The sequence below is a fragment of the uncultured Sphingomonas sp. genome, assembly GCF_936927845.1.
Taxonomy (GTDB): domain Bacteria; phylum Pseudomonadota; class Alphaproteobacteria; order Sphingomonadales; family Sphingomonadaceae; genus Sphingomonas.
Genome location: NZ_CAKZHV010000007.1, coordinates 1 through 21,332 on the forward strand (window position 1 = coordinate 1; position 21,332 = coordinate 21,332).

At 67.0% G+C, this 21,332-nt stretch carries 21 protein-coding genes and 1 pseudogene; 8 read left to right on the forward strand and 14 right to left on the reverse strand.

Annotated elements, in window-relative coordinates; translation table 11 throughout:
* The 6 genes from Q0579_RS01795 to Q0579_RS01820 form a co-directional block, all read right to left on the reverse strand.
* Positions 1-611, reverse strand: a 611-nt coding sequence (locus tag Q0579_RS01795) for a methylmalonyl-CoA mutase family protein (protein ID WP_298808607.1), incomplete at its 3' end; no start/stop codon positions are given.
* 89 nt (positions 612-700) lie between these two features.
* Positions 701-1,489 (reverse strand): enoyl-CoA hydratase-related protein, encoded by a 789-nt coding sequence (locus Q0579_RS01800; protein WP_298808531.1) that lies wholly within the window; start codon positions 1,487-1,489, stop codon positions 701-703.
* A 23-nt stretch (positions 1,490-1,512) separates the two neighbouring features.
* Positions 1,513-1,932: a methylmalonyl-CoA epimerase gene (gene mce, locus Q0579_RS01805; RefSeq protein WP_298808610.1), complete on the reverse strand. Its 420-nt coding sequence runs from the start codon at positions 1,930-1,932 to the stop codon at positions 1,513-1,515.
* 5 nt (positions 1,933-1,937) lie between these two features.
* Entirely contained in the window at positions 1,938-2,150 is a 213-nt protein-coding gene (locus Q0579_RS01810) for a hypothetical protein (RefSeq protein WP_298808532.1), read from the reverse strand.
* Positions 2,147-2,446, reverse strand: coding sequence for a hypothetical protein (locus Q0579_RS01815; RefSeq protein WP_298808533.1), 300 nt, complete (start codon positions 2,444-2,446; stop codon positions 2,147-2,149). The genes Q0579_RS01810 and Q0579_RS01815 overlap by 4 nt, the downstream gene beginning before the upstream one ends.
* A gap of 46 nt (positions 2,447-2,492) precedes the next feature.
* The gene (locus Q0579_RS01820; RefSeq protein WP_298808535.1) at positions 2,493-4,019 is read right to left on the reverse strand and encodes an acyl-CoA carboxylase subunit beta; all 1,527 of its coding nucleotides are present in this window, start codon (positions 4,017-4,019) and stop codon (positions 2,493-2,495) included.
* Positions 4,020-4,121: 102 nt separating this feature from the next.
* Between Q0579_RS01820 and Q0579_RS01825 the strand changes: the two genes are divergently transcribed.
* The gene (locus tag Q0579_RS01825; protein WP_298808537.1) at positions 4,122-5,522 is read left to right on the forward strand and encodes a helix-turn-helix transcriptional regulator; all 1,401 of its coding nucleotides are present in this window, start codon (positions 4,122-4,124) and stop codon (positions 5,520-5,522) included.
* Here Q0579_RS01825 and Q0579_RS01830 read toward each other — a convergent pair.
* The gene (locus tag Q0579_RS01830) at positions 5,507-5,893 is read right to left on the reverse strand and encodes a PilZ domain-containing protein (RefSeq protein WP_298808538.1); all 387 of its coding nucleotides are present in this window, start codon (positions 5,891-5,893) and stop codon (positions 5,507-5,509) included. The two genes, Q0579_RS01825 and Q0579_RS01830, sit on opposite strands and share 16 nt — an antisense overlap.
* Before the next feature lie 138 nt (positions 5,894-6,031).
* On the opposite strand from Q0579_RS01830, the gene acs reads away from it, so the two are divergent.
* The 5 genes and pseudogenes from acs (at position 6,032) to Q0579_RS01855 (ending at position 12,462) form a co-directional block, all read left to right on the forward strand.
* Positions 6,032-7,972, forward strand: coding sequence for an acetate--CoA ligase (gene acs, locus Q0579_RS01835; protein ID WP_298808540.1), 1,941 nt, complete (start codon positions 6,032-6,034; stop codon positions 7,970-7,972).
* A 68-nt stretch (positions 7,973-8,040) separates the two neighbouring features.
* Positions 8,041-10,110, forward strand: coding sequence for a M13-type metalloendopeptidase (locus Q0579_RS01840; RefSeq protein WP_298808542.1), 2,070 nt, complete (start codon positions 8,041-8,043; stop codon positions 10,108-10,110).
* A 255-nt stretch (positions 10,111-10,365) separates the two neighbouring features.
* Positions 10,366-10,494: pseudogene (locus tag Q0579_RS01845) on the forward strand (hydrolase); the annotation flags it as partial.
* A gap of 152 nt (positions 10,495-10,646) precedes the next feature.
* Positions 10,647-10,919, forward strand: a complete 273-nt coding sequence (locus Q0579_RS01850) for an isochorismatase family protein (protein WP_298808544.1) — start codon at positions 10,647-10,649, stop codon at positions 10,917-10,919.
* 406 nt (positions 10,920-11,325) lie between these two features.
* The gene (locus Q0579_RS01855) at positions 11,326-12,462 is read left to right on the forward strand and encodes a mechanosensitive ion channel domain-containing protein (protein WP_298808546.1); all 1,137 of its coding nucleotides are present in this window, start codon (positions 11,326-11,328) and stop codon (positions 12,460-12,462) included.
* Here Q0579_RS01855 and Q0579_RS01860 read toward each other — a convergent pair.
* The 5 genes from Q0579_RS01860 to Q0579_RS01880 all read right to left on the reverse strand — a co-directional run bounded on the left by Q0579_RS01860 (position 12,416) and on the right by Q0579_RS01880 (position 17,627).
* Positions 12,416-13,825, reverse strand: coding sequence for a trehalose-6-phosphate synthase (locus Q0579_RS01860; protein WP_298808547.1), 1,410 nt, complete (start codon positions 13,823-13,825; stop codon positions 12,416-12,418). The genes Q0579_RS01855 and Q0579_RS01860 overlap by 47 nt on opposite strands.
* Positions 13,822-15,615 carry a glycoside hydrolase family 15 protein gene (locus tag Q0579_RS01865; RefSeq protein WP_298808548.1) on the reverse strand — a complete coding sequence of 598 codons (1,794 nt, stop codon included), beginning with the start codon at positions 15,613-15,615 and terminating at the stop codon, positions 13,822-13,824. The genes Q0579_RS01860 and Q0579_RS01865 overlap by 4 nt, the downstream gene beginning before the upstream one ends.
* Positions 15,612-16,358, reverse strand: a complete 747-nt coding sequence (gene otsB, locus Q0579_RS01870) for a trehalose-phosphatase (RefSeq protein WP_298808549.1) — start codon at positions 16,356-16,358, stop codon at positions 15,612-15,614. Before otsB ends, Q0579_RS01865 begins: the two co-directional genes overlap by 4 nt.
* Positions 16,359-16,473: 115 nt before the next feature.
* The gene (locus Q0579_RS01875) at positions 16,474-17,202 is read right to left on the reverse strand and encodes a class I SAM-dependent methyltransferase (RefSeq protein ID WP_298808550.1); all 729 of its coding nucleotides are present in this window, start codon (positions 17,200-17,202) and stop codon (positions 16,474-16,476) included.
* Positions 17,202-17,627 carry a GtrA family protein gene (locus tag Q0579_RS01880; protein WP_298808612.1) on the reverse strand — a complete coding sequence of 142 codons (426 nt, stop codon included), beginning with the start codon at positions 17,625-17,627 and terminating at the stop codon, positions 17,202-17,204. The genes Q0579_RS01875 and Q0579_RS01880 overlap by 1 nt, the downstream gene beginning before the upstream one ends.
* A 98-nt stretch (positions 17,628-17,725) precedes the next feature.
* Between Q0579_RS01880 and Q0579_RS01885 the strand changes: the two genes are divergently transcribed.
* Positions 17,726-19,516: an AcrB/AcrD/AcrF family protein gene (locus Q0579_RS01885; protein ID WP_298808551.1), complete on the forward strand. Its 1,791-nt coding sequence runs from the start codon at positions 17,726-17,728 to the stop codon at positions 19,514-19,516.
* A gap of 10 nt (positions 19,517-19,526) precedes the next feature.
* Positions 19,527-19,781, forward strand: coding sequence for a hypothetical protein (locus tag Q0579_RS01890; RefSeq protein WP_298808553.1), 255 nt, complete (start codon positions 19,527-19,529; stop codon positions 19,779-19,781).
* On the opposite strand, the gene Q0579_RS01895 is transcribed toward Q0579_RS01890, so the two are convergent.
* Together Q0579_RS01895 and folD are read right to left on the reverse strand one after the other, a co-directional pair.
* Complete coding sequence (locus Q0579_RS01895) at positions 19,778-20,398, reverse strand: MarC family protein (RefSeq protein ID WP_298808554.1); 621 nt, start codon at positions 20,396-20,398, stop codon at positions 19,778-19,780. The two genes, Q0579_RS01890 and Q0579_RS01895, sit on opposite strands and share 4 nt — an antisense overlap.
* A 25-nt stretch (positions 20,399-20,423) precedes the next feature.
* Positions 20,424-21,293, reverse strand: coding sequence for a bifunctional methylenetetrahydrofolate dehydrogenase/methenyltetrahydrofolate cyclohydrolase FolD (gene folD / locus Q0579_RS01900; RefSeq protein WP_298808556.1), 870 nt, complete (start codon positions 21,291-21,293; stop codon positions 20,424-20,426).
* Positions 21,294-21,332 lie beyond the last annotated feature (39 nt).

Below are 21,332 nucleotides of genomic sequence, written 5' to 3' on the forward strand. Positions count from 1 at the left end.
TAGATGTAGGTGTTGCGGACCATGAACTCCTTGAGGATGTCGTTCTGGATCGTCCCGTCGAGCAGCCGCCGCTCAACCCCCTGCTCCTCACCCGCGACGATGAAGAAGGCGAGAATCGGGATCACCGCGCCGTTCATCGTCATGCTGACGCTCATCTGGTCGAGCGGAATGCCGTCGAACAGGATCTTCATGTCCTCGACACTGTCGATCGCGACGCCTGCCTTGCCGACGTCGCCGGTCACGCGCGGGTGGTCGCTGTCGTAACCGCGGTGCGTCGCCAGATCGAACGCGACCGAAAGCCCCTTCTGCCCCGCCTTCAGATTGCGGTGATAGAAAGCGTTGGACGCCTCCGCGGTCGAGAAGCCGGCGTACTGCCGGATCGTCCACGGCCGCCCGGCATACATCGACGCGCGCACCCCGCGGGTGAACGGCGCGAAACCGGGCAGTCCCGGCTCCCACCCTTCCACGTCCTGCGCGGTGTAGAGCGGCTTGACCGCAATCCCCTCGGGCGTGTCCCACGTCAGGTCGCGGCCCTTGACTTCCTTCGCCGCGGCCTTTGCCCAAGTGTCGAGCGTCGGCGCGGGCGGGGGCGCCGCGACCTCGGTCGGCATGGCCGCGGGGCTGGGCGCGCTGCCCGCGTCCTCGCCGGTGTTCTGCTCCATGATGGGATCAGTCATATCACTCTACTCGGATGATCGGGTCACGCGCCGGTGAAGGCGGGCTTGCGCTTCTCGATGAAGCTCTTCGCGCCCTCGCGCGCGTCCTGCGAATTGCCCGCAGCGCGCTGCCCCTCGGCCTCGGCGCGCAGCGTCTGGTCGAACGAGCCGTCGAGCGCGGTCATGATGTTGCGGCGCATCGCGGCGAGCGCCACCGTCGGCCCGGCGGCGAGCCGGTTCGCAAGCGCCAGCGCCTCATCCATCAACTGCGCATCCTCGACCGCGCGGTAGATCAGCCCCCAGTCGGCGGCCTGATCCGCGCCGATCCGCTCGCCCAGCATCATCATCTGCGTCGCGCGTGCCTTGCCGATCGCACGCGCGAGCAGCCAGGTCGATCCGCCGTCGGGCACCAGCCCGATGTTGACGAACGCTTGCAGGAAATAGGCGCTCTTGCCCGCGAGCACGAAGTCGCCCGCGAGCGCCATCGAGCAACCGACCCCCGCCGCGGGGCCGTTGACCGCGGTGACGACCGGCACGGGTAGATGAAGCAGCTGGCTCATCAGCGGATTGTAGAAGTTCATCAGCGCGCGGTGGCTGACGTTGCCGCCCCTGACCGCGCTCTCGCCGCCGCGCGCCTGCAAATCGGCACCCGAACAGAACGCCCGTCCCGCGCCCGTCAGCAGCACCGCGCGCGCGCCCTGCAGGTCGTACAGCGCCTCGGTGAGTTCCTGCGCGAGGTCGATCGAGGCGGCGTTCAACCGATCAGGCCGGTTGAGCGTGAGCACGAGCACGTCGCCCTTCTTCTCGGCGATAATCGTCTGGTAATCGGTCATGGCACCTCTCCCGCTTATAAATTTCAGTGGTCGCCTGCCGGCGCTTCCATCAACTCGACCAGCAATCCGCCGAAATCCTTCGGGTGAACGAACACGATCGGCGTGCCATGCGCGCCGAGCCGCGGCTCGCCGAGCACGGTCGCGCCTTCCGCCTTCAGGTGCGCGACCGCGGCGTGGATGTCGGGCACCTCGAAACAGACGTGATGCTGCCCGCCGGCCGGGTTCTTCCTGAGGAACCCCGCGATGGGAGATTGCTCGTCAAACGGCTCGATCAACTCGATCTGCGTGTTGGGCGCGTCGACGAAGCACACGCGCACGCCCTGCGTGGGCAGGTCGAAAGGCTCGCCGATCGCCTCCGCGCCCAGCAGCGTGCGATAGGTCGCGACCGACCGCTCGATCGACGGCGTCGCGACCCCGACGTGATTGAGCCGTCCCAGCGCCATGCCGCTCATTCCTCGATCCTCCGCTGTCGCGCTGCCAACGCTGCGCCCTCGATAATGCCTTCCAAGCGACTGACGCGGTCACGCATGTTTGACAGCGCGTCGGTCAGCCCGTCGACATCCGCCACCAGTTGCGTGATCCGCCCATCGAGCTGATCCATCCGCTGCTGCATCAGGATAAGCTGACGGATTGCGGCCAACGCGTCGCTGATCGCACTCACGCGCGCACCCCTGCCTCGCGCAGGAACGCATCGACCTTGCGGTGCGAGGCGTCGAGCGCGTCGATCATCCGGTCGATGGAAGCACGTATCTGCGGGATCGCCGCATTCGCTTCCGCGACCAGCGCCGCCAACTCCGCGTCTTCGCCGGCCGACGTTTCACCGGCAGGCTGCGCGATATACTGGCTCGTCGCCTCGCGCACCACGTGACCAACCGACTTGCCGTTCGAGGCAGCATAAGCGTCGAGCGCGGCCTTGTGGTCGGGGGTAGTGAGGAAAGTCACGCGTTCGGTCTGCACATCACATCTCCTTTATCATGGACATGATAATGTGCACGCAGTCGCATCACAACGGGATGTTGTCATGCTTCTTCCACGGGTTCTCCAGCGCCTTGCCGCGGAGCTTGCGCAGGCCCAGCGCGATGCGGCGGCGGGTGGAGTGGGGCATGATCACCTCGTCGATGAACCCCTTCGAGGCGGCGACGAACGGGTTGGCGAAGCGCGCCTCATACTCGGCGGTGCGCTGCGCGATCTCCTCCGGCGTGCGGCCGCGGAAGATGATTTCCACCGCGCCCTTCGCGCCCATCACCGCAATCTCCGCGGTCGGCCAGGCGTAGTTCAGGTCACCGCGCAGGTGCTTCGAGGCCATCACGTCATAGGCGCCACCGTATGCCTTGCGCGTGATGACCGTAATCTTGGGCACGGTCGCCTCCGCATAGGCAAACAGCAGCTTCGCGCCATGCTTGATGATACCGTTATGCTCTTGGCTCGTTCCGGGCAGGAAGCCGGGCACGTCGACGAAGGTGATGATCGGGATATCGAACGCGTCGCAGAAGCGGACGAACCGCGCCGCCTTCTTCGACGAATTGATATCGAGCACGCCGGCGAGCACCATGGGCTGGTTCGCGACGACGCCGACCGTACGCCCCTCGACCCGGCCAAAGCCACAGATGATGTTGGCGGCATGCCCCGGCTGGATCTCGAAGAAGTCGCCTTCGTCCACCGTTTTCCGGATCAGCTCGTGCATGTCGTACGGCTGGTTGGCGGACGCGGGGATCAGCGTGTCGAGGCTGGGCTCCACGCGGTCCCACGGATCGTCGCTCGGCCGCTCGGGCACCGGCTGGCGGTTCGATCCAGGCAGGAAGTCGAAAAAGTCGCGCGTGGCGAGCAACACCTCGATGTCGTCGTCGAACGCATTGTCGGCGACGCTCGTCTTGGTGGTGTGCGTGACCGCCCCGCCGAGCGCCTCCTGCGTCACCACCTCGTTGGTGACGGTCTTCACCACGTCGGGGCCGGTCACGAACATGTAGGACGAATCCTTCACCATGAAGATGAAGTCGGTCATCGCGGGCGAATAGACCGCGCCGCCCGCGCACGGCCCCATGATCAGGCTGATCTGCGGCACCACGCCGCTCGCCAGCACGTTGCGCTGGAACACCTCGGCATAGCCGCCGAGGGAGGCGACACCCTCCTGGATGCGTGCGCCGCCTGAGTCGTTCAACCCAATGACGGGCGCGCCGACCTTCATCGCCATATCCATGATCTTGCAGATCTTCTGCGCGTGACGCTCCGACAGGGAGCCGCCGAACACGGTGAAATCCTGAGAGAAGACGAACACCAGCCGGCCGTTGATCGTCCCCGATCCGGTCACCACGCCATCGCCCGGGATCACCTGCTCGGGCATGCCGAAATCGACGCAATTGTGCTCGACGTACATGTCGAGCTCTTCGAACGAACCCTCGTCCAGGAGTACGTCGAGCCGCTCACGCGCGGTCAGCTTGCCTTTGGCGTGCTGCGCGTCGATGCGTTTCTGCCCGCCGCCCAGCTTCGCCGCGGCGCGCTTCTTCTCGAGTTCGGCGAGCGTCGATGACATCCTGATCTCCTGTGCCTGTCCTCCTGCGCCCTCGCGACTGCGCGCGCAAATGTGAAGTTGCGAAGTTGCGAACGGTCACGTTGCAAACTAGGCGCGAGCGGCATGCCCCGCTCCCGCCTCTACGCCGGCGATACCTTGCGCGCGCTGCGCCGCGCCGCCGGACTCAATCAGCGCGCAATGGCAGTGAAGCTGGGACTATCGGTCAGCTATCTGTCGCAGCTGGAGAGCGGCGAGCGTCCGCTGACCGCGGCGGTCAGCGCGGCGCTGGCGCGGCATTTCCCCTCGGCACTCGCCGGGATCGAGGGCGAGGTACCCGCGCGCCGCCACTCCGCGCTCGCCGCCGCACTCGCCGACCCGGCGGTCGCGCCGCTCGACGCGGAGAGCATCGCGCGGCTGGCGGAGGAGCGCCCCGACCTCGCCGACCGCTTCGTCGCGCTCCACGCCGCCAAGCGCGCCGCCGAGGAACGTGCCGCGCTCGCCGAGGAAGCGATGATCACCAGCGCCGGGCTGACCGGCACCGGCGCGCGGTTGCCGTGGGAGGCGGTGCGCGACTGGTTCCACGACGCGGGCAATTACGTCGACGTGCTCGACCGCGCGGCGGAGGCGCTCGCGAGCGGCGGCGCGCTCGACCAGCGCCTCGCCGACCACGGCGTGGCGGTGGCGCTCGACCCAGACGACGCAGCCCCGCTCGCGCGCTTCGATGGCCGCATGCTGACGCTTGCCGCCGCGACCCCGCCGGAGACGCGGCGTTTCCTCGTCGCGCACCGCCTCGCCGCGCTCGCCTTCGCCGCGCCGATCGCGGAGATCGTCGCCGCAGCGCCGCTCGCGCACGACGAGGCACGGCGGCTGCTGAGCATCGGCCTCGCCAACTACGCCGCGGGTGCGCTGGTCATGCCCTACGCCGCATTCCGTGCCGAGGCGAAGGCGGTGCGCCACGACATCGACCGGCTCTCCAGGCGCTTCGGCGTCAGCTTTGAACAAGCGTGTCACCGCCTCTCGACGCTGCAGCGCCCAGGCGCGGAGGGCATCCCCTTCTACTTCTGCCGCGTTGACATGGCGGGCAACATCACCAAGCGGCACTCGGCGACACGGCTACAGTTCGCGCGCTTCGGCGGCGCATGTCCGCTGTGGCACGTCCACGAAGCGGCAGCGATCCCCGACCGCATCCTCGTCCAGCATGCCGAGACACCCGACGGCGTCCGCTACGTGTCGATGGCGAAGGGGCTGGTGAAGCCGTCCGGCCGCTTCGCGCGCGCCCCCCGGCGCTACGCGGTCGTGCTGGGATGCGAAGCGATGCACGCCGCCGACTTCGTCTACGCCGACGCTCTCGGGATATGGCAGGGGGGCGTGTCGCACGGGCTGTCGGGAACGCCGACGCCGATCGGCATCTCGTGCCGGCTGTGCCCGCGCAGCGATTGCGACCAGCGTGCCTTCCCGCCGACCGACCGCGCGATCCGCGTCGATCCGGCGACACGGCGTGTCGTGCCCTATAGCGTGATCTGACGCCGGAAACGCTCGTTCGCCGCGGCCATCCAACCCGAGGTAGGCGGCGGCGGCGCGCTATTGCCCGGCCGGCGTTGCCGCGCGGCGTCGAGGTCGATGGCTTCGTCGAAGCGCAGCCCCGCACGGTCGCCGCGCACCCATTTGACACGTGCGCCGACGTGATCGACCCGGCCAAGCGAGACCATCACCGGCATGTCCGCGACCAGCCCGACCGGCTTGGCGATGCACACGCCCGATACCGACACGTTCAGCACGCGGTGCTGCGTCGGTGCCGAACTCTCGCTGCGCACCACCTCGGCGCTCAGCATCACGCTGGTACGCGGATCGCGAGCGGCGGCTTCGTCGGCGGACAGGATCGAGATCGGTTGCATGGCGCTTCGCGCCTTACCCACCCAAACGTTACCATTTCGCTAACGAGACGCTACTGATCACGGCCGAGCGGCCACGATACTTGCCCCGCGCGATCGTGCGGCGCATGCAGCCCGCGACCAAGGAAAGGAACCCTGCGCGTGTCCGAGACCGACCTGTTCCCCGTTCCCGCGCAATGGGCGCGCGAGGCGCGTGTTGATGCCGCCGGCTACGAGGAAGTGTACGGCCGCAGCGTCGCCGAGCCCGACGCCTTCTGGCTGGAACAAGCACAACAACTCGAATGGATGACGCCGCCAACCCAGGCCGGCGACTGGTCGTTCGACGCCGACGACTTCCGTATCCGCTGGTTCGCCGACGGGTCGCTCAACGCTAGCGTCAATTGCATCGACCGCCACCTTGCCGAACGCGCCGACCAAGTCGCGATCATCTGGGAACCCGATGTTCCGACCGAGGAGCCGCGCCGCTTTACCTACGCCGAGCTGCACCGCGAGGTCTGCCGCTTCGCCAATGTGTTGAAGGCGCAGGGCGTCGCGGAAGGCGACCGCGTCACCATCTACCTGCCGATGATCCCCGAGGCCGCGTTCGCGCTGCTCGCCTGCGCGCGGATCGGCGCGATCCACTCGGTCGTGTTCGGTGGCTTCTCCCCCGACGCGCTCGCCGGCCGGATTGAGGATTGCGGGTCGAGGATCGTCATCACCGCCGACGAGGGCCGGCGCGGCGGCAAGACGATCCCGCTCAAGGCAAACGTCGACGCCGCGGCGGCGAGTGCGCCGACGCTGGAGCGCGTGCTCGTCGTCCGCGCGACCGGCGGAGAGGTGCCGATCGGCGATCGCGATGTCTGGTACCACGAGGCAGTCGCCGACGTGTCGGACGATTGCGCGCCAGAGCCGATGGCGGCCGAGGACCCGCTATTCATTCTCTACACCTCGGGTTCGACCGGCAAGCCAAAGGGCGTGCTGCACTCCACCGGCGGATATCTGTTGTGGGCAGCCTATACCCACGGGCTGGTGTTCGATTACCGCGCGCCGAACGTCTATTGGTGCGCGGCCGATATCGGCTGGGTCACCGGGCACACGTACATCGTCTACGGTCCGCTCGCGAACGGCGCGACGACGCTCATGTATGAGGGGCTGCCGACCTGGCCCGACGCGAGCCGCATCTGGCAGGTGGTTGACCGCCACCACGTCCACACGCTCTTCACCGCACCCACGGCGCTGCGCGCGCTGATGAAGGAAGGCGACGCGCCGGTAAAGGCGACCAGCCGCGCCTCGCTCAATTTGCTCGGCACGGTCGGCGAGCCGATCAACCCCGAGGCATGGCGCTGGTACCACGACGTCGTCGGCGAAGGCCGCAGCCCTATCATCGACACCTGGTGGCAGACCGAAACCGGCGGCGCGATGATCGCGCCCCTGCCCGGCGCGACCGACCTGAAACCCGGCTCCGCAACCAAACCGCTGCCCGGCGTCCAGCCGCAATTGGTCGACGAGCAGGGCACGGTGCTGGAGGGTGCCACCAGCGGCAATCTGTGCATCACCGCGTCCTGGCCCGGGCAGATGCGTACCGTGTGGGGTGACCACGACCGCTTCTTCCAGACCTATTTCACCACCTACCCCGGCAAGTATTTCACCGGCGATGGCTGTCGGCGCGACGAGGACGGCTATTACTGGATCACCGGCCGCGTCGACGACGTCATCAACGTGTCCGGGCATCGCATGGGCACCGCCGAGGTCGAGAGCGCATTGGTGCTCAACTCGTCTGTAGCCGAGGCCGCGGTCGTCGGCATGCCGCATGACGTCAAGGGTCAGGGTATCTACGCCTACGTGACCTTGAAGGCCGGGGTGGAGCCGTCCGATGCGCTCGCTGCCGAGTTGAAGGCATGGGTCAGGAAGGAGATCGGTCCGATCGCCACACCCGATGCGCTGCAATTCGCGCCGGGCCTGCCCAAGACGCGCTCGGGCAAGATCATGCGCCGAATCCTGCGCAAGATCGCTGAAGGAGACACCGCGTCGCTGGGCGACACCTCGACGCTCGCCGACCCCGCGGTGGTCGACGACCTCGTCGCCAACCGCGTCGGCGCGTAGCACGATGTAGTTGCATCGGTTATATCACTGTCGTAAGTCAGTGATACACTGTTGGGGAAGGGGATCATATGCAAGTCTCTGTATTCGCGCGTCTCTCGCTTGGGGTCGCCGCGCTGGCCATTGCCGCACCGGCGCTCGCGCAAACGGCCGCACCTGCCACTGCCAGCGCCGTCACCGCCAAGACGGGTCCGCGCTACGGCACCTTCGGCGTCGATCTGACCGCCGAGGACACGTCGGTGAAGCCGGGCGACGATTTCTGGACCTTTGCGAACGGCAATTGGGACAAGCGCACGCAGATCGCCGCCGACCGCACCTCCGCCGGCTACATGGTCACGCTTGCCGACGAGGCCGAGGGTCAGGTGCGCGACATCCTGACCGATGCGGCGCGCGATCCCGCTTCCGTTGGCGCCGGTGGCAAGCAGATCGGTGATCTGTACGGCAGCTTCATGGACGAGGCCGCGATCGAGCGTGCCGGCACGACGCCGCTCAAGCCCTACTTCGCCAAGATCGACGCCGCGAACGACAAGACCAAGCTCCAGACGCTGTTCGCCAGCGTCGGCTATGCCTCGCCGGTCGAGATCGGACAGATGCCGAACCCGGGTGATCCGACGCAATATATCGCGATCGCCAGCCAGGGTTCGCTCGGCATGCCGCAGGATTATTACCTGCTGCCCGGCCAGAAGTATGACGCGTACCGCGGCGCCTATCGCCAATATGTCGAGCGCATCCTGACGCTGTCGGGCGTCGTCGACGCCTCGGCTCGCGCCGACCGCATCGTCGCGCTCGAAACCGCGATGGCGAAGGTGCAATGGACCCCGGTCCAGCAGCGCGATCTGCAGGCGATGATCAAGCCGATGGATGCGGCGCAGCGCACGGCACTCGCACCCGAGTTCGACTGGCCGCTGATGCTGCGCACCGCAGGCTACCAGCAATTTCCCGTCGTTATCATGGGCACGTCAACCGCGCTCATCGCGCTTGGCAAGATCTACGCCGCGACGCCAGTGTCGACGTGGCAGGACTGGATGAAGTTCCGCTTCGCCAGCAACAACGCCTCGGTGCTGCCAAAGGCGTTCGATACCGCGAGCTTCGACTTCTATGGGCGCACCCTGTCGGGCCAGCAGGAACAGCGCGCGCGCTGGAAGCGTGGCATCGCGCTGGTCAACGGCGCGATGGGCGAGGCGGTCGGCGAGGTCTACGTCAAGCGCCACTATCCGCCCGAGTCCGAGGCAAAGATGGCCGAACTGATCGGCAATCTGCGCGCCGGTTACCAGGAGCGTATTTCCGGCAACACCTGGATGGACGCGAAGACCAAGCAGGCCGCACTCGCCAAGCTGGCGGCGTTCGACCCGCGCGTCGGCCATCCGGTCAAATATATCGACTATTCGGCGATGAAGGTCGTGCGCGGCGATCCGCTGGGCAACAACATCCGCGCGGGCGAATTCCAGCACCAGCTCGATCTGTCGCGGCTTGGCAAACCGGTCGATCGCACGCTGTGGGAAATGACCCCGCAGATGGTGAACGCTTATTACAACCCGCTGTCGAACCAGATCACCTTCCCCGCGGCGATCCTGCAACCGCCGTATTTCGATCCCAAGGCGGATGCCGCGGTCAATTACGGCGCGATCGGCGCGGTGATCGGCCATGAAATGGGTCACGGCTTCGACGATCAGGGCAGCCAGTTCGGCCCGACCGGCAAGTTCGAAAATTGGTGGACGCCCGAAACGCGTGCGGCCTTTACCAAGCGGACCGGCGTGCTCGTCAGCCAGTATGACGCTTACGAGCCGATCCCCGGCACGCACGTGAAGGGCGCACTGACGCTCGGCGAGAACATCGGCGATCTGGGCGGCGTCGAGGCGGCGTACAGCGCATATCAGAAGTACCAGCAGACGCACGGCAAGGCGCCGGTGATCGGCGGACTGACCGGCGACCAGCGTTTCTTCCTCGCCTACGCGCAAGCCTGGCAATCGAAGGTCCGCGAGGATGCGCTGCGCAGCCGCCTGCTCACCGACCCGCACTCGCCGCCGTACAACCGCGTCAACGGCGTCGTGCGCAACGTCGATGCCTGGTACACCGCATTCAACGTGAAGCCGGGCGACAAGCTGTATCTCGCACCGCAGGACCGCGTGAAGATCTGGTAAAGGCCGGTGCACGGCGCGTCGTCGAGGCGACGCGCCGGTTAGCGGGAGCGGGCGACGTGGCTCATCGAGCGTCACGTTCGACGGCGCAAGCTTCACTCCCGCGCCGTCATTGTGTGTACCAAACCGCAGCGCTGCCGCTTCTAAATGATGCGGCGCGTGCAACGTGCCTGAAACCGCTGCAACCTGGACCGGTTCGACCGGCCCGCACTGGAGCTTGCACCGGAACACTGCCCGGTGCCGCCGGTTCGGAGCGTCATGCAACTCGACCCCCGCAGCAGCGCACTTGTCCTGATCGACCTCCAGCACGGGATCGTTGCCGGCGACAAGGGCCCGCGCTCCGGCGAGCAGGTGGTCGAGACTGCCAAGTCACTTGCCGACCGGTTTCGCGCTGCCGGCGCGCCCGTCATCCTCGTCCATGTTGCCTTCGCGCCAGGCAACGCGCCCAGCCGAAAGGTCGATAACTCCACCCTGCCCGAGACTTCCCCGGCCGGATTTGAGACGCTGGTCGACGGACTTATCACGAGGGCGACATCGTCGTGCTCAAGCATCACTGGGGTGCGTTCACCGGTACCGATCTCGACCTGCACCTGCGGCGGCGCGGTGTGCGCACACTCGTGCTGGCGGGGATCGCCACCAATTTCGGCGTTGAATCAACCGCTCGTTCAGCGTGGGAGCTGAGCTACGACGTCGTGGTGGTGGAGAACGCGTGCACCTCGCGCTCGGCCGCGCTGCATGAGTTCGCCGTTGCCAACATCCTGCCGCAGATCGCCCGGCTGGTCAGCGCGGACGCCGTCCGACTCCATGGCTGACCGCTTGCGGGAAGCGCTGCTCTCCGCGCTCTTTTTTGTCGCCCTCCCGAACCCGCCGACTGCGGCTCGGACAGATGGGAGCCGCAACCACGACAACGCGGCACGGTCGCAGTAACGCAGCTTGGCGCGCCGTTGCGTGTACCAAAGCCAGCGCGACCCGCCACCGCCGCACTCTAAAATGCGGCGCGGGGGTGCGCCAACGGCACCAGTGTTGACGACTCGTTACAACGGCGCCGACGCGTAATCATAATCGTATTGCTGACGACCGCGCTGATCGCGCCCGAGGCGGTACGTAATCTAACGCTCCACGCCGCGCGCGGGACACCCCTCATCGCCTTGCCCCTTGGATGCAGGAACACGCCGCCGCCGGTCACCGTTCCTCCACGTCACGGCATGAGGAGTGATCATGGCGCGATTTCTGCGCGACTTACCGATGCGAGACGTTCCCGACTGGATCGTCGATCTGGGCATCGTCGCCGCGGCGGTGCTCACCGCGCTGCTGATCCACACGTTAGTCTTCGGGCTGGTTGAGCGCACGGCCAAGCGAACCGAACGGGAGGGCAGCGCCGCAATCATCGCGCGTACCCGCGGGCTGGCGCGCTGGATCCTGGTCGCCGTTGCGCTGGCGCTGGTGCAGCCTGCGCTGGGGCTGACGCGGGCGCAGGCGACGTTATGGGCGCGCGCTGCCGGTCTCGTCATTCCCGGCTTAATGGGCTGGTTCGCGGTGGTGACGCTCGGCAACGTCGTCGACGTGCTGTCCAGGCGCGCCGACATCAGCGTCGAAGATAATCTGCGCGCGCGGCGCCGTCGGACGCGGCTAGGCATCCTGCAACGCATCGGCGCCTTCGTCATCGTGCTCGTGACCATCTGCATGATGCTGATGAGCATTCCGAGCGTCCGAACACTTGGCGTAACGCTTGCAGCATCGGCAGGCGTCGCGGGCATTGCGGTCGGCGCTGCCGCGCAGCCCGCTCTGAAGAATCTGATCGCAGGTGTGCAGATGGCATTTACCGAACCGATCCGGCTTGACGACGTGGTGATCGTCGAAGGCGAATGGGGCCGGGTCGAGGAAATCCGGTTGACCTACGTCATCATTCGCGTGTGGGATGATCGCCGTCTGGTCGTGCCGGTGTCGAAGTTCCTGGAAGACAGCTTCCAGAACTGGACCCGCCAGTCGGCGAAATTACTCGGCAGCGTCTTCTGGTATGTCGATCCCGCGGCCGACATCGGTCGGTTGCGTGAGGAACTCGGCGCGATTGTGACGCGTAACCCGCGGTGGGACGGCCGTTTCTGGAACTTGCAGGTCACCGATTCCAAGCCCGATGGCGCAATCGAACTGCGCGGATTGATGACCGCGAAGGACGCGAGCAACGCATTCGACCTGCGCTGCGACGTGCGTGAAGCGTTGCTCGACTACATCAAGCGCGAGATGCCCGAGGCAATTCTACGCCGCCGCGCCGACGTGTCACTCGCCGATGCCGCGACCGCGCCCTCGATCAGGCCGGGTCCGCCAGCAATGGACGCGCCTGCCGGAGCGACGTGAGAAAGCGCGACGCCCACCAAGTCACGTCCTCTTTCTGCACGCCTTCCATCAACGCCTGCCAGCGCGCGATCCGTTCCTCGCGCGGCATGCGCAACGCTTGGTGGATCGCGTCGGATATTTCCTCGGCGCTATACGGGTTGATCAGCAACGCGTCGGCCATCTGCTCGGCCGCGCCGGCGAATTTCGACAGGATCAGTACGCCGGGATCTTCCGGGTTCTGCGCCGCGACATATTCCTTGGCGACCAGGTTCATTCCATCGCGCAAGGGCGTGACCAATCCGATCTTCGCCGCACGGTAGATGCCCGCCAGCACGTCGCGAGAATAGCCTTGGTTGACGTAGCGGATCGGTACCCAGTCGACGTCGGCATATTCACCGTTGATCCGCCCGGCGAGCCCTTCAAGCGAGTTGCGGATGCGGCGATACGTTTCCACAGACACGCGGCTGGGCGGCGCGATCTGAAGGAGGAACACTTCCTTGCGCTCCTCCGGATGCTCGATCAGGAAACGTTCGTAGCCCGAAAAGCGCTCCTCCAGGCCCTTGGAATAATCGAGCCGGTCGACCCCCACGATCATGTCGCGCCCGTCGGCGGAATCGCGCATCCGCCGAAACGCGAGCCGCGCCTGGACGCCTGCGGATGCTTCGGCGAATTCCTTGGCATCGATCCCGATCGGATCGGCGAGCAGTCGCACGCAGCGATCGCCCAACCGGATCAGATCGCCCTCGACGGTCGCGCCCATGTCGTGGATCGCGAAGTCGCAAAAGGAGTCGAGCCACTCCTGCGTATGGAAACCGAGCAGGTCGTAATCGAACATCGATTTGACCAGCGCTTTCGCGCCCGGCAACGTGCCGAGTAGGCGCCTCGGCGGCCAGGGGATGTGGAGAAAGAAGCCGATCCGGTTCTGGCATCCCAGCTTGCGCAGTTCGGCGCCGAGCGGGAACATGTGATAATCCTGAATCCAGATCAGGTCGTCGGGCTCGATCAGCGGGCGGACGGTGTTGGCGAAGCGTTCGTTGGTACGCTGGTAACCACCCGCGAAGTCGCGCTCATATTCGGCCAGGTCGATGCGATAGTGGAACAGCGGCCACAACGTCCGATTGGCATAGCCCTCGTAATATTCCTCGACGTCCTGTTCCTCCAGGTCGACCACCGCGGTGGTCACGCCCTGGTTGCGCTGGAAATCGATCTGCCCGGTATAATGATCGGTCACCTCGCCCGACCAGCCGAACCAGATGCCGCCATTCTCCCGCAGCGCCGCGGCGAGCGCGACCGCGAGTCCGCCATGCGCGCCCGAGGTCGATCCCTTGGGCGCACTGACGCGGTTGGAGATCACGATCAGGCGGCCGTCGTTGGTTCGGCTCATCGAATGGCACTCCACGGTTTGCTGAGCATTCCCGCGCAGTTGATCATGCCGACCAGCGAGTAGGTTTGCGGATAATTGCCCCACAATTCGCCGCTGGTGGGGTCGATGTCCTCCGACAACAACCCCGCCGCGGTGCAACGCGACAGCATCTCCTCGAACAGGCTGCGCGCCTCGTCGTGGCGCCCGGTCAGGAACAGCGCCTCGATCAGCCAGAAGGTGCACACGTTGAACGCGGTTTCGGGCAGGCCAAAATCGTCCTCGGTGTCGTAGCGCAGCATCGTCGAGCCCCGCCGCAATCCCTTCTCGATCGCGGTCAGCGTATCGACGAAGCGCGGGTCATCGGCGGCGAAGAAGCGCAGGTCGAGCAGTTGCAGCACGCTGGCATCGAGGTCGTCACCCGTGAAGGTCGCCGACATTCGTCGCGTGTCCTCGCGCCACGCCGAACGCTCGATCACGTCGCGGATCGTGTCGGCGCGCTCCGACCACAAGGCGCGTCGGTTCTCCAGCCCCAGTCGCTCGGCGGCGTTCGCCAACCGGTCGCACGCCGCCCAGCACATCGCGGAAGAATAGGTGTGGACGCTCTGGCGTGTGCGCAGCTCCCAAAGTCCCGCATCGGGCTGATCGTAGAATTTCCAGGCGCGCTCGCCGACATGCTCCAGCCGCTCGAAATCGGCCGCGTCGGCCGGGCGGAACAGGCGGTGGTCAAAGAACGCGTGCGCGCTGCACAAGACGATCTGACCATAAGCGTCATGCTGGATCTGTTCAGCCGCCTGGTTGCCGACGCGCACCGGTCCCATGCCGCGGTATCCCGGCAGCAGCGGCGCGACGCGCTCGGGCAGGTGCGGCTCGCCCAGCACGCCGTAGAGCGGCTGGATGTGACCGTCGTCGTCGCCGTCACCCGCCGCGTCGACGATGTTGCGCAGATAGCCGAGATATCCTTCCAGCACGTCGAGCGCGCCGAGCCGATTGAGCGCCTGCACGGTGTAATAAGCGTCGCGGATCCAGCAGTAGCGATAGTCCCAGTTCCGCTCCGATCCGGCGTGTTCAGGGACGGACGTGGTCAGCGCGGCGACGATCGCGCCCGTCTCCTCGTGCTGGCACAGTTTCAGCGTGATCGCGCAGCGGATCACCACCTCCTGCCATTCGAGCGGCACGGCGAGCCCGCGCACCCATTGCTGCCATTCCGCGACCGTGTCGTGGAGCATCAGGTCGAGCGTGCTGGCGAAATCACCCGCGAAACTCTCGTCGGGGCCAAGGAAGAAATGCAGCGGTCGTTCGACCCGGAATGAGCGTTCCTGCTGCACCATGCCAATCGGCGCGTCGGTGGTCAGCCGCATCGCCAGCGCATCCAGCAGGAAGCGGACGTGGTTCGATCCGCCCACCTGCTCGCGGCAGGTGCCGCCCCAGCCGCAGGTTGGGCGCAACCGCATCTTGAGCCGGGGGCTACCCGAGATCGGCTTGACGATCCGCGCGAACGCGACGGGTCGATAGGTGCGCCCATTGCGAATGTAGCGCGGGCAGAAGTCGGTTACCTCGATCACGCCGCCGTGCTTGTCGGTGTGGCGCGACACGAGCACGGGGGTGTTGCGGACAAAATGCTGCTCGACCGAAACCGAATCTTCGACTCCGATCTCCCAGAACCCCGTCTCCGGTGCCTCTCCGCCGAGCAGCGCCGAAAACAACGGGTCGCCATCCACGCGCGGCACGCACGCCCAGACGAAGCGCCCGGCACGATCGACCAGCGCGCTGACCTGGCAGTTGCCGATCGGCCAGAGATCAAGATCGCTCATGCCAGCGCCTCCGCCGCGTGACGTAGCCAGCCGAGTGCGGCTGCTACGTCGTCCAGTCGAAAACAGGCGTGGGTGTCACGCGCCGGGCCGATCAGGATACCTGCTCCGCCAAGCTCACGTGCGGCGGCAAACGCCGCCTCGTCGGTTACGTCATCCCCCATGAACACAGGACGCGTGGAGGCACGTGCGGGTTCCGCCATCAGTGTTTTCAATGCACTGCCCTTGTCGGCGCCCGGCAACCGCAGCTCGGCGACCATTTTGCCGAGTTGCAGGTGGAGGTCGTGCTCGTCGGCCAGTCGCGCGGCGAGATCGCGCGCGTCCGCCTCCGCAGCCGGCGCCTGGCGGTAATGCAGCCCGACCCCGAATGGTTTGTCCTCGACCAGCACACCAGGGCGGTCGGCGGCAAAATCGTGCAGCGCGTCGAGTGCCGCGTCGATGCCCGCGGTTCGCTGGGGAACTAGCGGCGCCTCGCCCGCAGCGGCGATTTCCAGACCGTGGCTGCCCGCGACGGGCAGACGGACCGGGTCGAGCAGCGCGGCGATCTCCGCCACCGAACGCCCACTGATGATCGCGACGCGCCCATCCATGCGCGCGTACAGGTCACGCAGCAGTTGGCGCAGCAATTCCGAAACGTGAACCGCGTCGGGCGTCGCGGCGATCTCGACCAAGGTACCGTCGAAATCGAGAAACAGGCTGGCGTTACGCAGCAGGTCGGCGGGCGGCGGCGGAAGCGTATCGGACATGCGCCGCGCCGTGGCCGCTTCACCCGCGTGGTGCAAGGGTGCGCTTCACCGCCCCTATTCTCGCCTGCTTCGAAAGAAGCGGCTGAGGGCAGGATTGCGCAGCGCGCCGATCAGGTCAGACCGGCTCGGCGAAGCATAGGATCGACACGCCGATCGGCATCGGGAGGCGCCCGACCAGGTGTCGCTCGACACGGAAGATGCGCTCGAACAGCGCGTTGACCGGTGCGGCGGGCGGTGAATCGTCGCTGTCGTCGCGGCCGGTCAGCCGCCCGGCGATCCGTGCCGCCGCCGCGAGCGGAAACAGGATCGAGTTGAAGTAACCGAGCTTGCGCGGCCGCAACCCGGCCGCACGGATCGCCGCGGTGAGCGTTCTCTTCGAATAACGCCGCTCGTGGTGGTTCACCACGTCGTGCGCGCTCCACATCCATTGATGTGCCGGAACCGCGATCAGGATCTTGCCGCCGGGTGCCAGGCACGCGCGCATCGCTTTCAATGCACCCACGTCGTCGGCGATATGCTCCACCACGTCGAGCACCGCGATCATATCGTATTTGCCCCGCTCGACGCCGGGCAGCACCGGCAGCGGCGCGTCGCCCACAGGGCGACCAAGCCGGGCGCTAGCAATGGCGCGTGCCGCGGGATCGATCTCGATCGCGTCGACTTCGCCGAACTGCGACAGCATCGGCAAATTGTGTCCGGTGCCGCAGCCGATTTCCAGAATGCGCGCAACACTGGGCAGCTTCCCCTCGCGCGTAATGTAATCGGACAGGATATCGCGACGCGCGCGATACCACCAATGGGTGGAATCATGCTCGGCCATGCGGTCGTAGACGCGGCGATCCATCAGACGAACACCAGATATTTGTTGAGCAGAAAGGTGACGATCGTCGCCAGCGCGACCGCGGGCAACAACGGCACCCACGCCGCCAGCCCGAGATGCGCGGTCCCGATCCAGGTGACCAGCGCGTTCAACGCCATGCCGCTCGCCTGCACCCCGACGAACTTCAATTGCTGCGCCGGACCCGACGAGTGCGCGCCCTGGCCTTTGAAGCTCCAGCGGCTGTGGAGAAAGAACCCGCACGTCACCGCGACCAGGAACGACGGTGGCACCGCCCACACGGCCTCGGCACGCGGCAGCACCCACGCGGTCAGCGGCAGATAGACCGCGGAGTAGATCAGCGTCGAGATGCCGCCGGCGATACCGAAGCGGACGAGCTGCCAGAACGCCTCGCGTGACCCCGCGCCGCGCCCGTCTGCCCCATTGTTCAACCGATCAACGCTCGCCGCCACCATCTTGCCCTTTGCGCTGCCCCGCGTCAGGAGCGCGGCGGCGGCCGTACTAGCTCGCGCGCCATGAAGGAAGCGTTTTGACCATCCTGCCCCGCGCAGTTCCACCCCGTATTGCGGCCACGCTCGACCGCCGCTGGATCAATCTGACGCTGATCACCTGGATCATGATCGCGGCCTGGTACGTCGGGCAGCGCTGGACCGCGATCCAGTGGCTCAGCCTCGGCGACACCGACGACAACATGCGGTTGATGCAGGTGCGTGCGCTTCTCGCCGGACAGGGATGGTTCGACCTCACCAATTACCGTCTGAACCCGCCCGCGGGCTTTAACATTCATTGGAGCCGGCTGGTCGACCTGCCGATCGCCGCGCTGATCCTGCTGTTTCGCCCCTTCACCGGCGTGGCCGAGGCGGAGCGGCTGGCGTGCGGCATCGCGCCGCTACTGCCCTTGTCGCTCGCGCTCCTGGGGCTCGGCGCGACCGTGCGGCGGCTGGTGTCCCCCCTCGCCTGGCCGATCGCGATCGCGGTGGTCCTCGTCACCAACGTCGCGCTCGGCATGTACATGCCCGACCGGATCGATCACCACGGCTGGCAGCTTGCGATGCTGTGCCTGACGGTGGCCGGACTGTGCGATCCTCAGGGGCCGCGCGGCGGCGTGATCGTCGGGCTCGCCAGCGCGTATTCGCTATCGATCGGACTTGAACTGTTGCCGTATGCCGCGATGGCGGGTGCGATCATCGGCTTGCGCTGGGTGTGGGACCGGGCCGAGCGCGCGCGGCTCGCCGCCTACGCCTTGTCGCTCGGCGGCGGGACCGCGGCGGGGTTCGCTGGCTTCGCCTCCTACGCCAACCGTGTCATGCGGTGCGACGCGCTGACCCCGGTGTATCTATCGACCGTCGTGGTCGCCGCGGCGCTGCTGCTCGCGCTCGCCTTCTGGTCACCGCGCCACCGCGGGGTACGGATCGCCGCCGCGCTCGTCGCGGGCGGCATCGTCGCGGCCTTCTTCGCGCTTGCCTTTCCGCAATGCCTCGGTCGGCCCGAGCAAGTCTCGCCCGAACTTTATTCCAGCTGGCTCGCCAATGTCCGCGAGGCTAAGCCGATCTACCGGCACCCGTTGCGCAGCGCCGCCCCGATCGTCGCGCTGCCGATCATCGGCCTCATCGGCGCGCTGTTTGCCACCTGGCGCGCGCGTCGGACCCCCGCCTTGCTAGGCTGGACCTGCGTCGCGCTGTTCACCGCCTTTTCCTGCGTCATGCTGTTGTGGCAGGCGCGCGCCGGGCCCGCCGCGCAGTTGATGGCGGTCCCGGGCGCGGTCGCGCTCGCCGTCGCGATGCTGCCGTGGGTCGCCTCCCCACGCTGGTGGCCGGCGAAGCTCGCTGCGGCGGCGATGGCCTATGTCCTCGTCTCGGGCTGGTTCATGACGCTGGCGGTGCGTTACCTGCCGATCGATCGGCCCAACGCTTATGTCACCCGCGTCAACCGCGCGACGGGGCGCTGCCTGACGATCCCGGCGATGGCGCCGCTGAACGCGATCCCGGCGCAGACGGTGTTCACCTTCGTCGACCTGGGCCCGCGGCTCATCACGCTGACGCACCATGACGCGATCGCGGGCCCGTACCACCGCAACGGCGACGCGATCCTCGACGTGCAGCACGCCTTCAGCCGCTCGCCGGCCGAAGCACGCGCGATCATGCGCCGGCACGGCGCGACGCTGTTGCTCGTGTGCCCCAACATGGCGGAATCGACCAATTACCGCGCCAAGGCGAAGGGCGGGTTCTACGACCAACTGGCGCACGGCAAGTCGTTCGACTGGCTCGATCCGGTGCCGCTGCCGGCCCGGTCGCCGTTCCGCGCCTTCCGCATCAGCTAGGCGGGCGGGCATGGCCTACCGTGATCAATTGTCGATCAACTGGGGCGTGATGGCCGCGGTCGTGCTCGCGTTGCCGGCACTGGGCCTCTGGGCGCTGGTCACCCTCGTCGGCGGCGCATTGGCGTGCAAAGGGGTCGATGGCCCGTGCGGCGGCGGCGCGGTAAAGTTCCTGTCCGGCGCCATCGTGATCGGCGCTGCCGCATCCGGCATCGGGTGGCTGATCAATCGCCTGATCGCCTGCGCCGGCCGGCTGCGACGCCGCTAGCGCAACTGCTCCATCACGCCGTCGATCACGAACTGCACCGCGAGTGCGGCGAGCAGCACGCCGAGGATACGCGTCACCACCGCCTCGATCTTCGCGCCCACCACGCGCATCAGCGGACCCGCCGCCAGCAGCGCGACGAGCATCAGCGCGAGATTGGCGAGCAGCGCGCCGAAGACGACCACCGAACGCTCGAACCCGTTGTTGCGCGCCATCAGCAGCATCACGGTCGCGATCGACCCCGGCCCCGCGATCATCGGCATCGCCATCGGGAAGATCGACACGTCCTCGACCTCTGAGGTTGCCTGGACCTTGGCGGCACGATCCTCGCGCCGCTGGGTGCGTTTCTCGAACACCATCTCGAGCGCGATCAGGAACAGCATGATGCCGCCCGCGATGCGAAAGCTCGCGAGCTCGATCCCGAGGCCGTGGAGCAGCGGTTCACCGACCAGCGCGAAGACGAGCAGGATGATCGCCGACACGATCACCGCGCGTACCGCCATCGCGCGCCGGTGCGCCGCGGTCGCGCCCGCGGTCAGCCCGGCGAAGATCGGCGCGCAACCCGGCGGGTCGATCACCACGAAGAAGGTGACGAACGAGGAGACGAACAGTTCGAGCATCAGCCGCGCCGACCCGATCGCGGCCTCACAGATCGTCGTCCAGCGTCACGCCTTCGCGGCGGGCCGCGGAGACGAGCGTGTTGCGCATCAGCACCGCGATCGTCATCGGGCCTACCCCACCCGGCACCGGCGTGATCGCGCCGGCGACCTCGGCCGCGGCCGGATCGACGTCACCGACGAGACCCGCATCGGTGCGGTTGATGCCGACATCGATCACGCTCGCGCCGGGCTTGATCCAGTAGGCCTTGACGAACGCGGGGATGCCGACCGCCGCGACCACAATATCGGCGCGGCGGACATGGGCGGGGAGGTCGCGCGTGCGGCTATGCGTCATCGTGACGGTGCAGCTTTCCGCCAGCAGCAACTGCCCCATCGGCTTGCCGACGATGTTCGAGCGACCGATCACCACCGCGTCGAGCCCCGCGAGCGTCGGGTGCACATCCTTCAACAGCATCAGGCAGCCGAGCGGGGTGCAGGGCACGAACCCCGCCAGCCCGGTCGCGAGGCGTCCGGCGTTGACCGGGTGGAAACCGTCGACGTCCTTGTCTGGATCGATCCGGGTGATCACGCGGCGCTCGTCGATGTGGCGCGGCAGCGGCAGTTGCACCAGGATGCCGTCGACCGCGGGATCGGCGTTCAACCGATCGACCAGCGCGATCAGCTCCTCCTCACCAACGTCAGCGGGCAGCCGATGCTCGCTACTTTCCATACCGGCGGCGAGCGTCGCCTTGCCCTTGCTGCGGACGTAGACCGACGAGGCGGGATCCTCGCCGACCAGCACCACCGCCAATCCTGGCTTGCGGCCGCACGCGGCGACCACCCGCTTCACCTCGGCTGCGACGCGCTCGCGCAGGCCGGCCGCGAATCCCTTACCGTCGATGATCCGTGCGCTCATGCCCGCCTCCTTAGGGTGCGGCGGCGGCCTTCGCCAGCG

What these genes read in the sequence shown, in the direction of transcription:
- Q0579_RS01800 (WP_298808531.1), bottom strand. Translation starts at nt 1,489, where the DNA reads ATGACCGATTACCAGACGATTATCGCCGAGAAGAAGGGCGACGTGCTC.
- mce (WP_298808610.1), bottom strand. Translation starts at nt 1,932, where the DNA reads ATGGCGCTGGGACGGCTCAATCACGTCGGGGTCGCGACGCCGTCGATC.
- Q0579_RS01820 (WP_298808535.1), bottom strand. Translation starts at nt 4,019, where the DNA reads ATGTCATCGACGCTCGCCGAACTCGAGAAGAAGCGCGCCGCGGCGAAG.
- Q0579_RS01825 (WP_298808537.1), top strand. Translation starts at nt 4,122, where the DNA reads ATGCCCCGCTCCCGCCTCTACGCCGGCGATACCTTGCGCGCGCTGCGC.
- Q0579_RS01830 (WP_298808538.1), bottom strand. Translation starts at nt 5,893, where the DNA reads ATGCAACCGATCTCGATCCTGTCCGCCGACGAAGCCGCCGCTCGCGAT.
- Q0579_RS01840 (WP_298808542.1), top strand. Translation starts at nt 8,041, where the DNA reads ATGCAAGTCTCTGTATTCGCGCGTCTCTCGCTTGGGGTCGCCGCGCTG.
- Q0579_RS01855 (WP_298808546.1), top strand. Translation starts at nt 11,326, where the DNA reads ATGGCGCGATTTCTGCGCGACTTACCGATGCGAGACGTTCCCGACTGG.
- Q0579_RS01860 (WP_298808547.1), bottom strand. Translation starts at nt 13,825, where the DNA reads ATGAGCCGAACCAACGACGGCCGCCTGATCGTGATCTCCAACCGCGTC.
- Q0579_RS01865 (WP_298808548.1), bottom strand. Translation starts at nt 15,615, where the DNA reads ATGAGCGATCTTGATCTCTGGCCGATCGGCAACTGCCAGGTCAGCGCG.
- otsB (WP_298808549.1), bottom strand. Translation starts at nt 16,358, where the DNA reads ATGTCCGATACGCTTCCGCCGCCGCCCGCCGACCTGCTGCGTAACGCC.
- Q0579_RS01875 (WP_298808550.1), bottom strand. Translation starts at nt 17,202, where the DNA reads ATGGATCGCCGCGTCTACGACCGCATGGCCGAGCATGATTCCACCCAT.
- Q0579_RS01890 (WP_298808553.1), top strand. Translation starts at nt 19,527, where the DNA reads ATGGCCTACCGTGATCAATTGTCGATCAACTGGGGCGTGATGGCCGCG.
- Q0579_RS01895 (WP_298808554.1), bottom strand. Translation starts at nt 20,398, where the DNA reads ATGCTCGAACTGTTCGTCTCCTCGTTCGTCACCTTCTTCGTGGTGATC.
- folD (WP_298808556.1), bottom strand. Translation starts at nt 21,293, where the DNA reads ATGAGCGCACGGATCATCGACGGTAAGGGATTCGCGGCCGGCCTGCGC.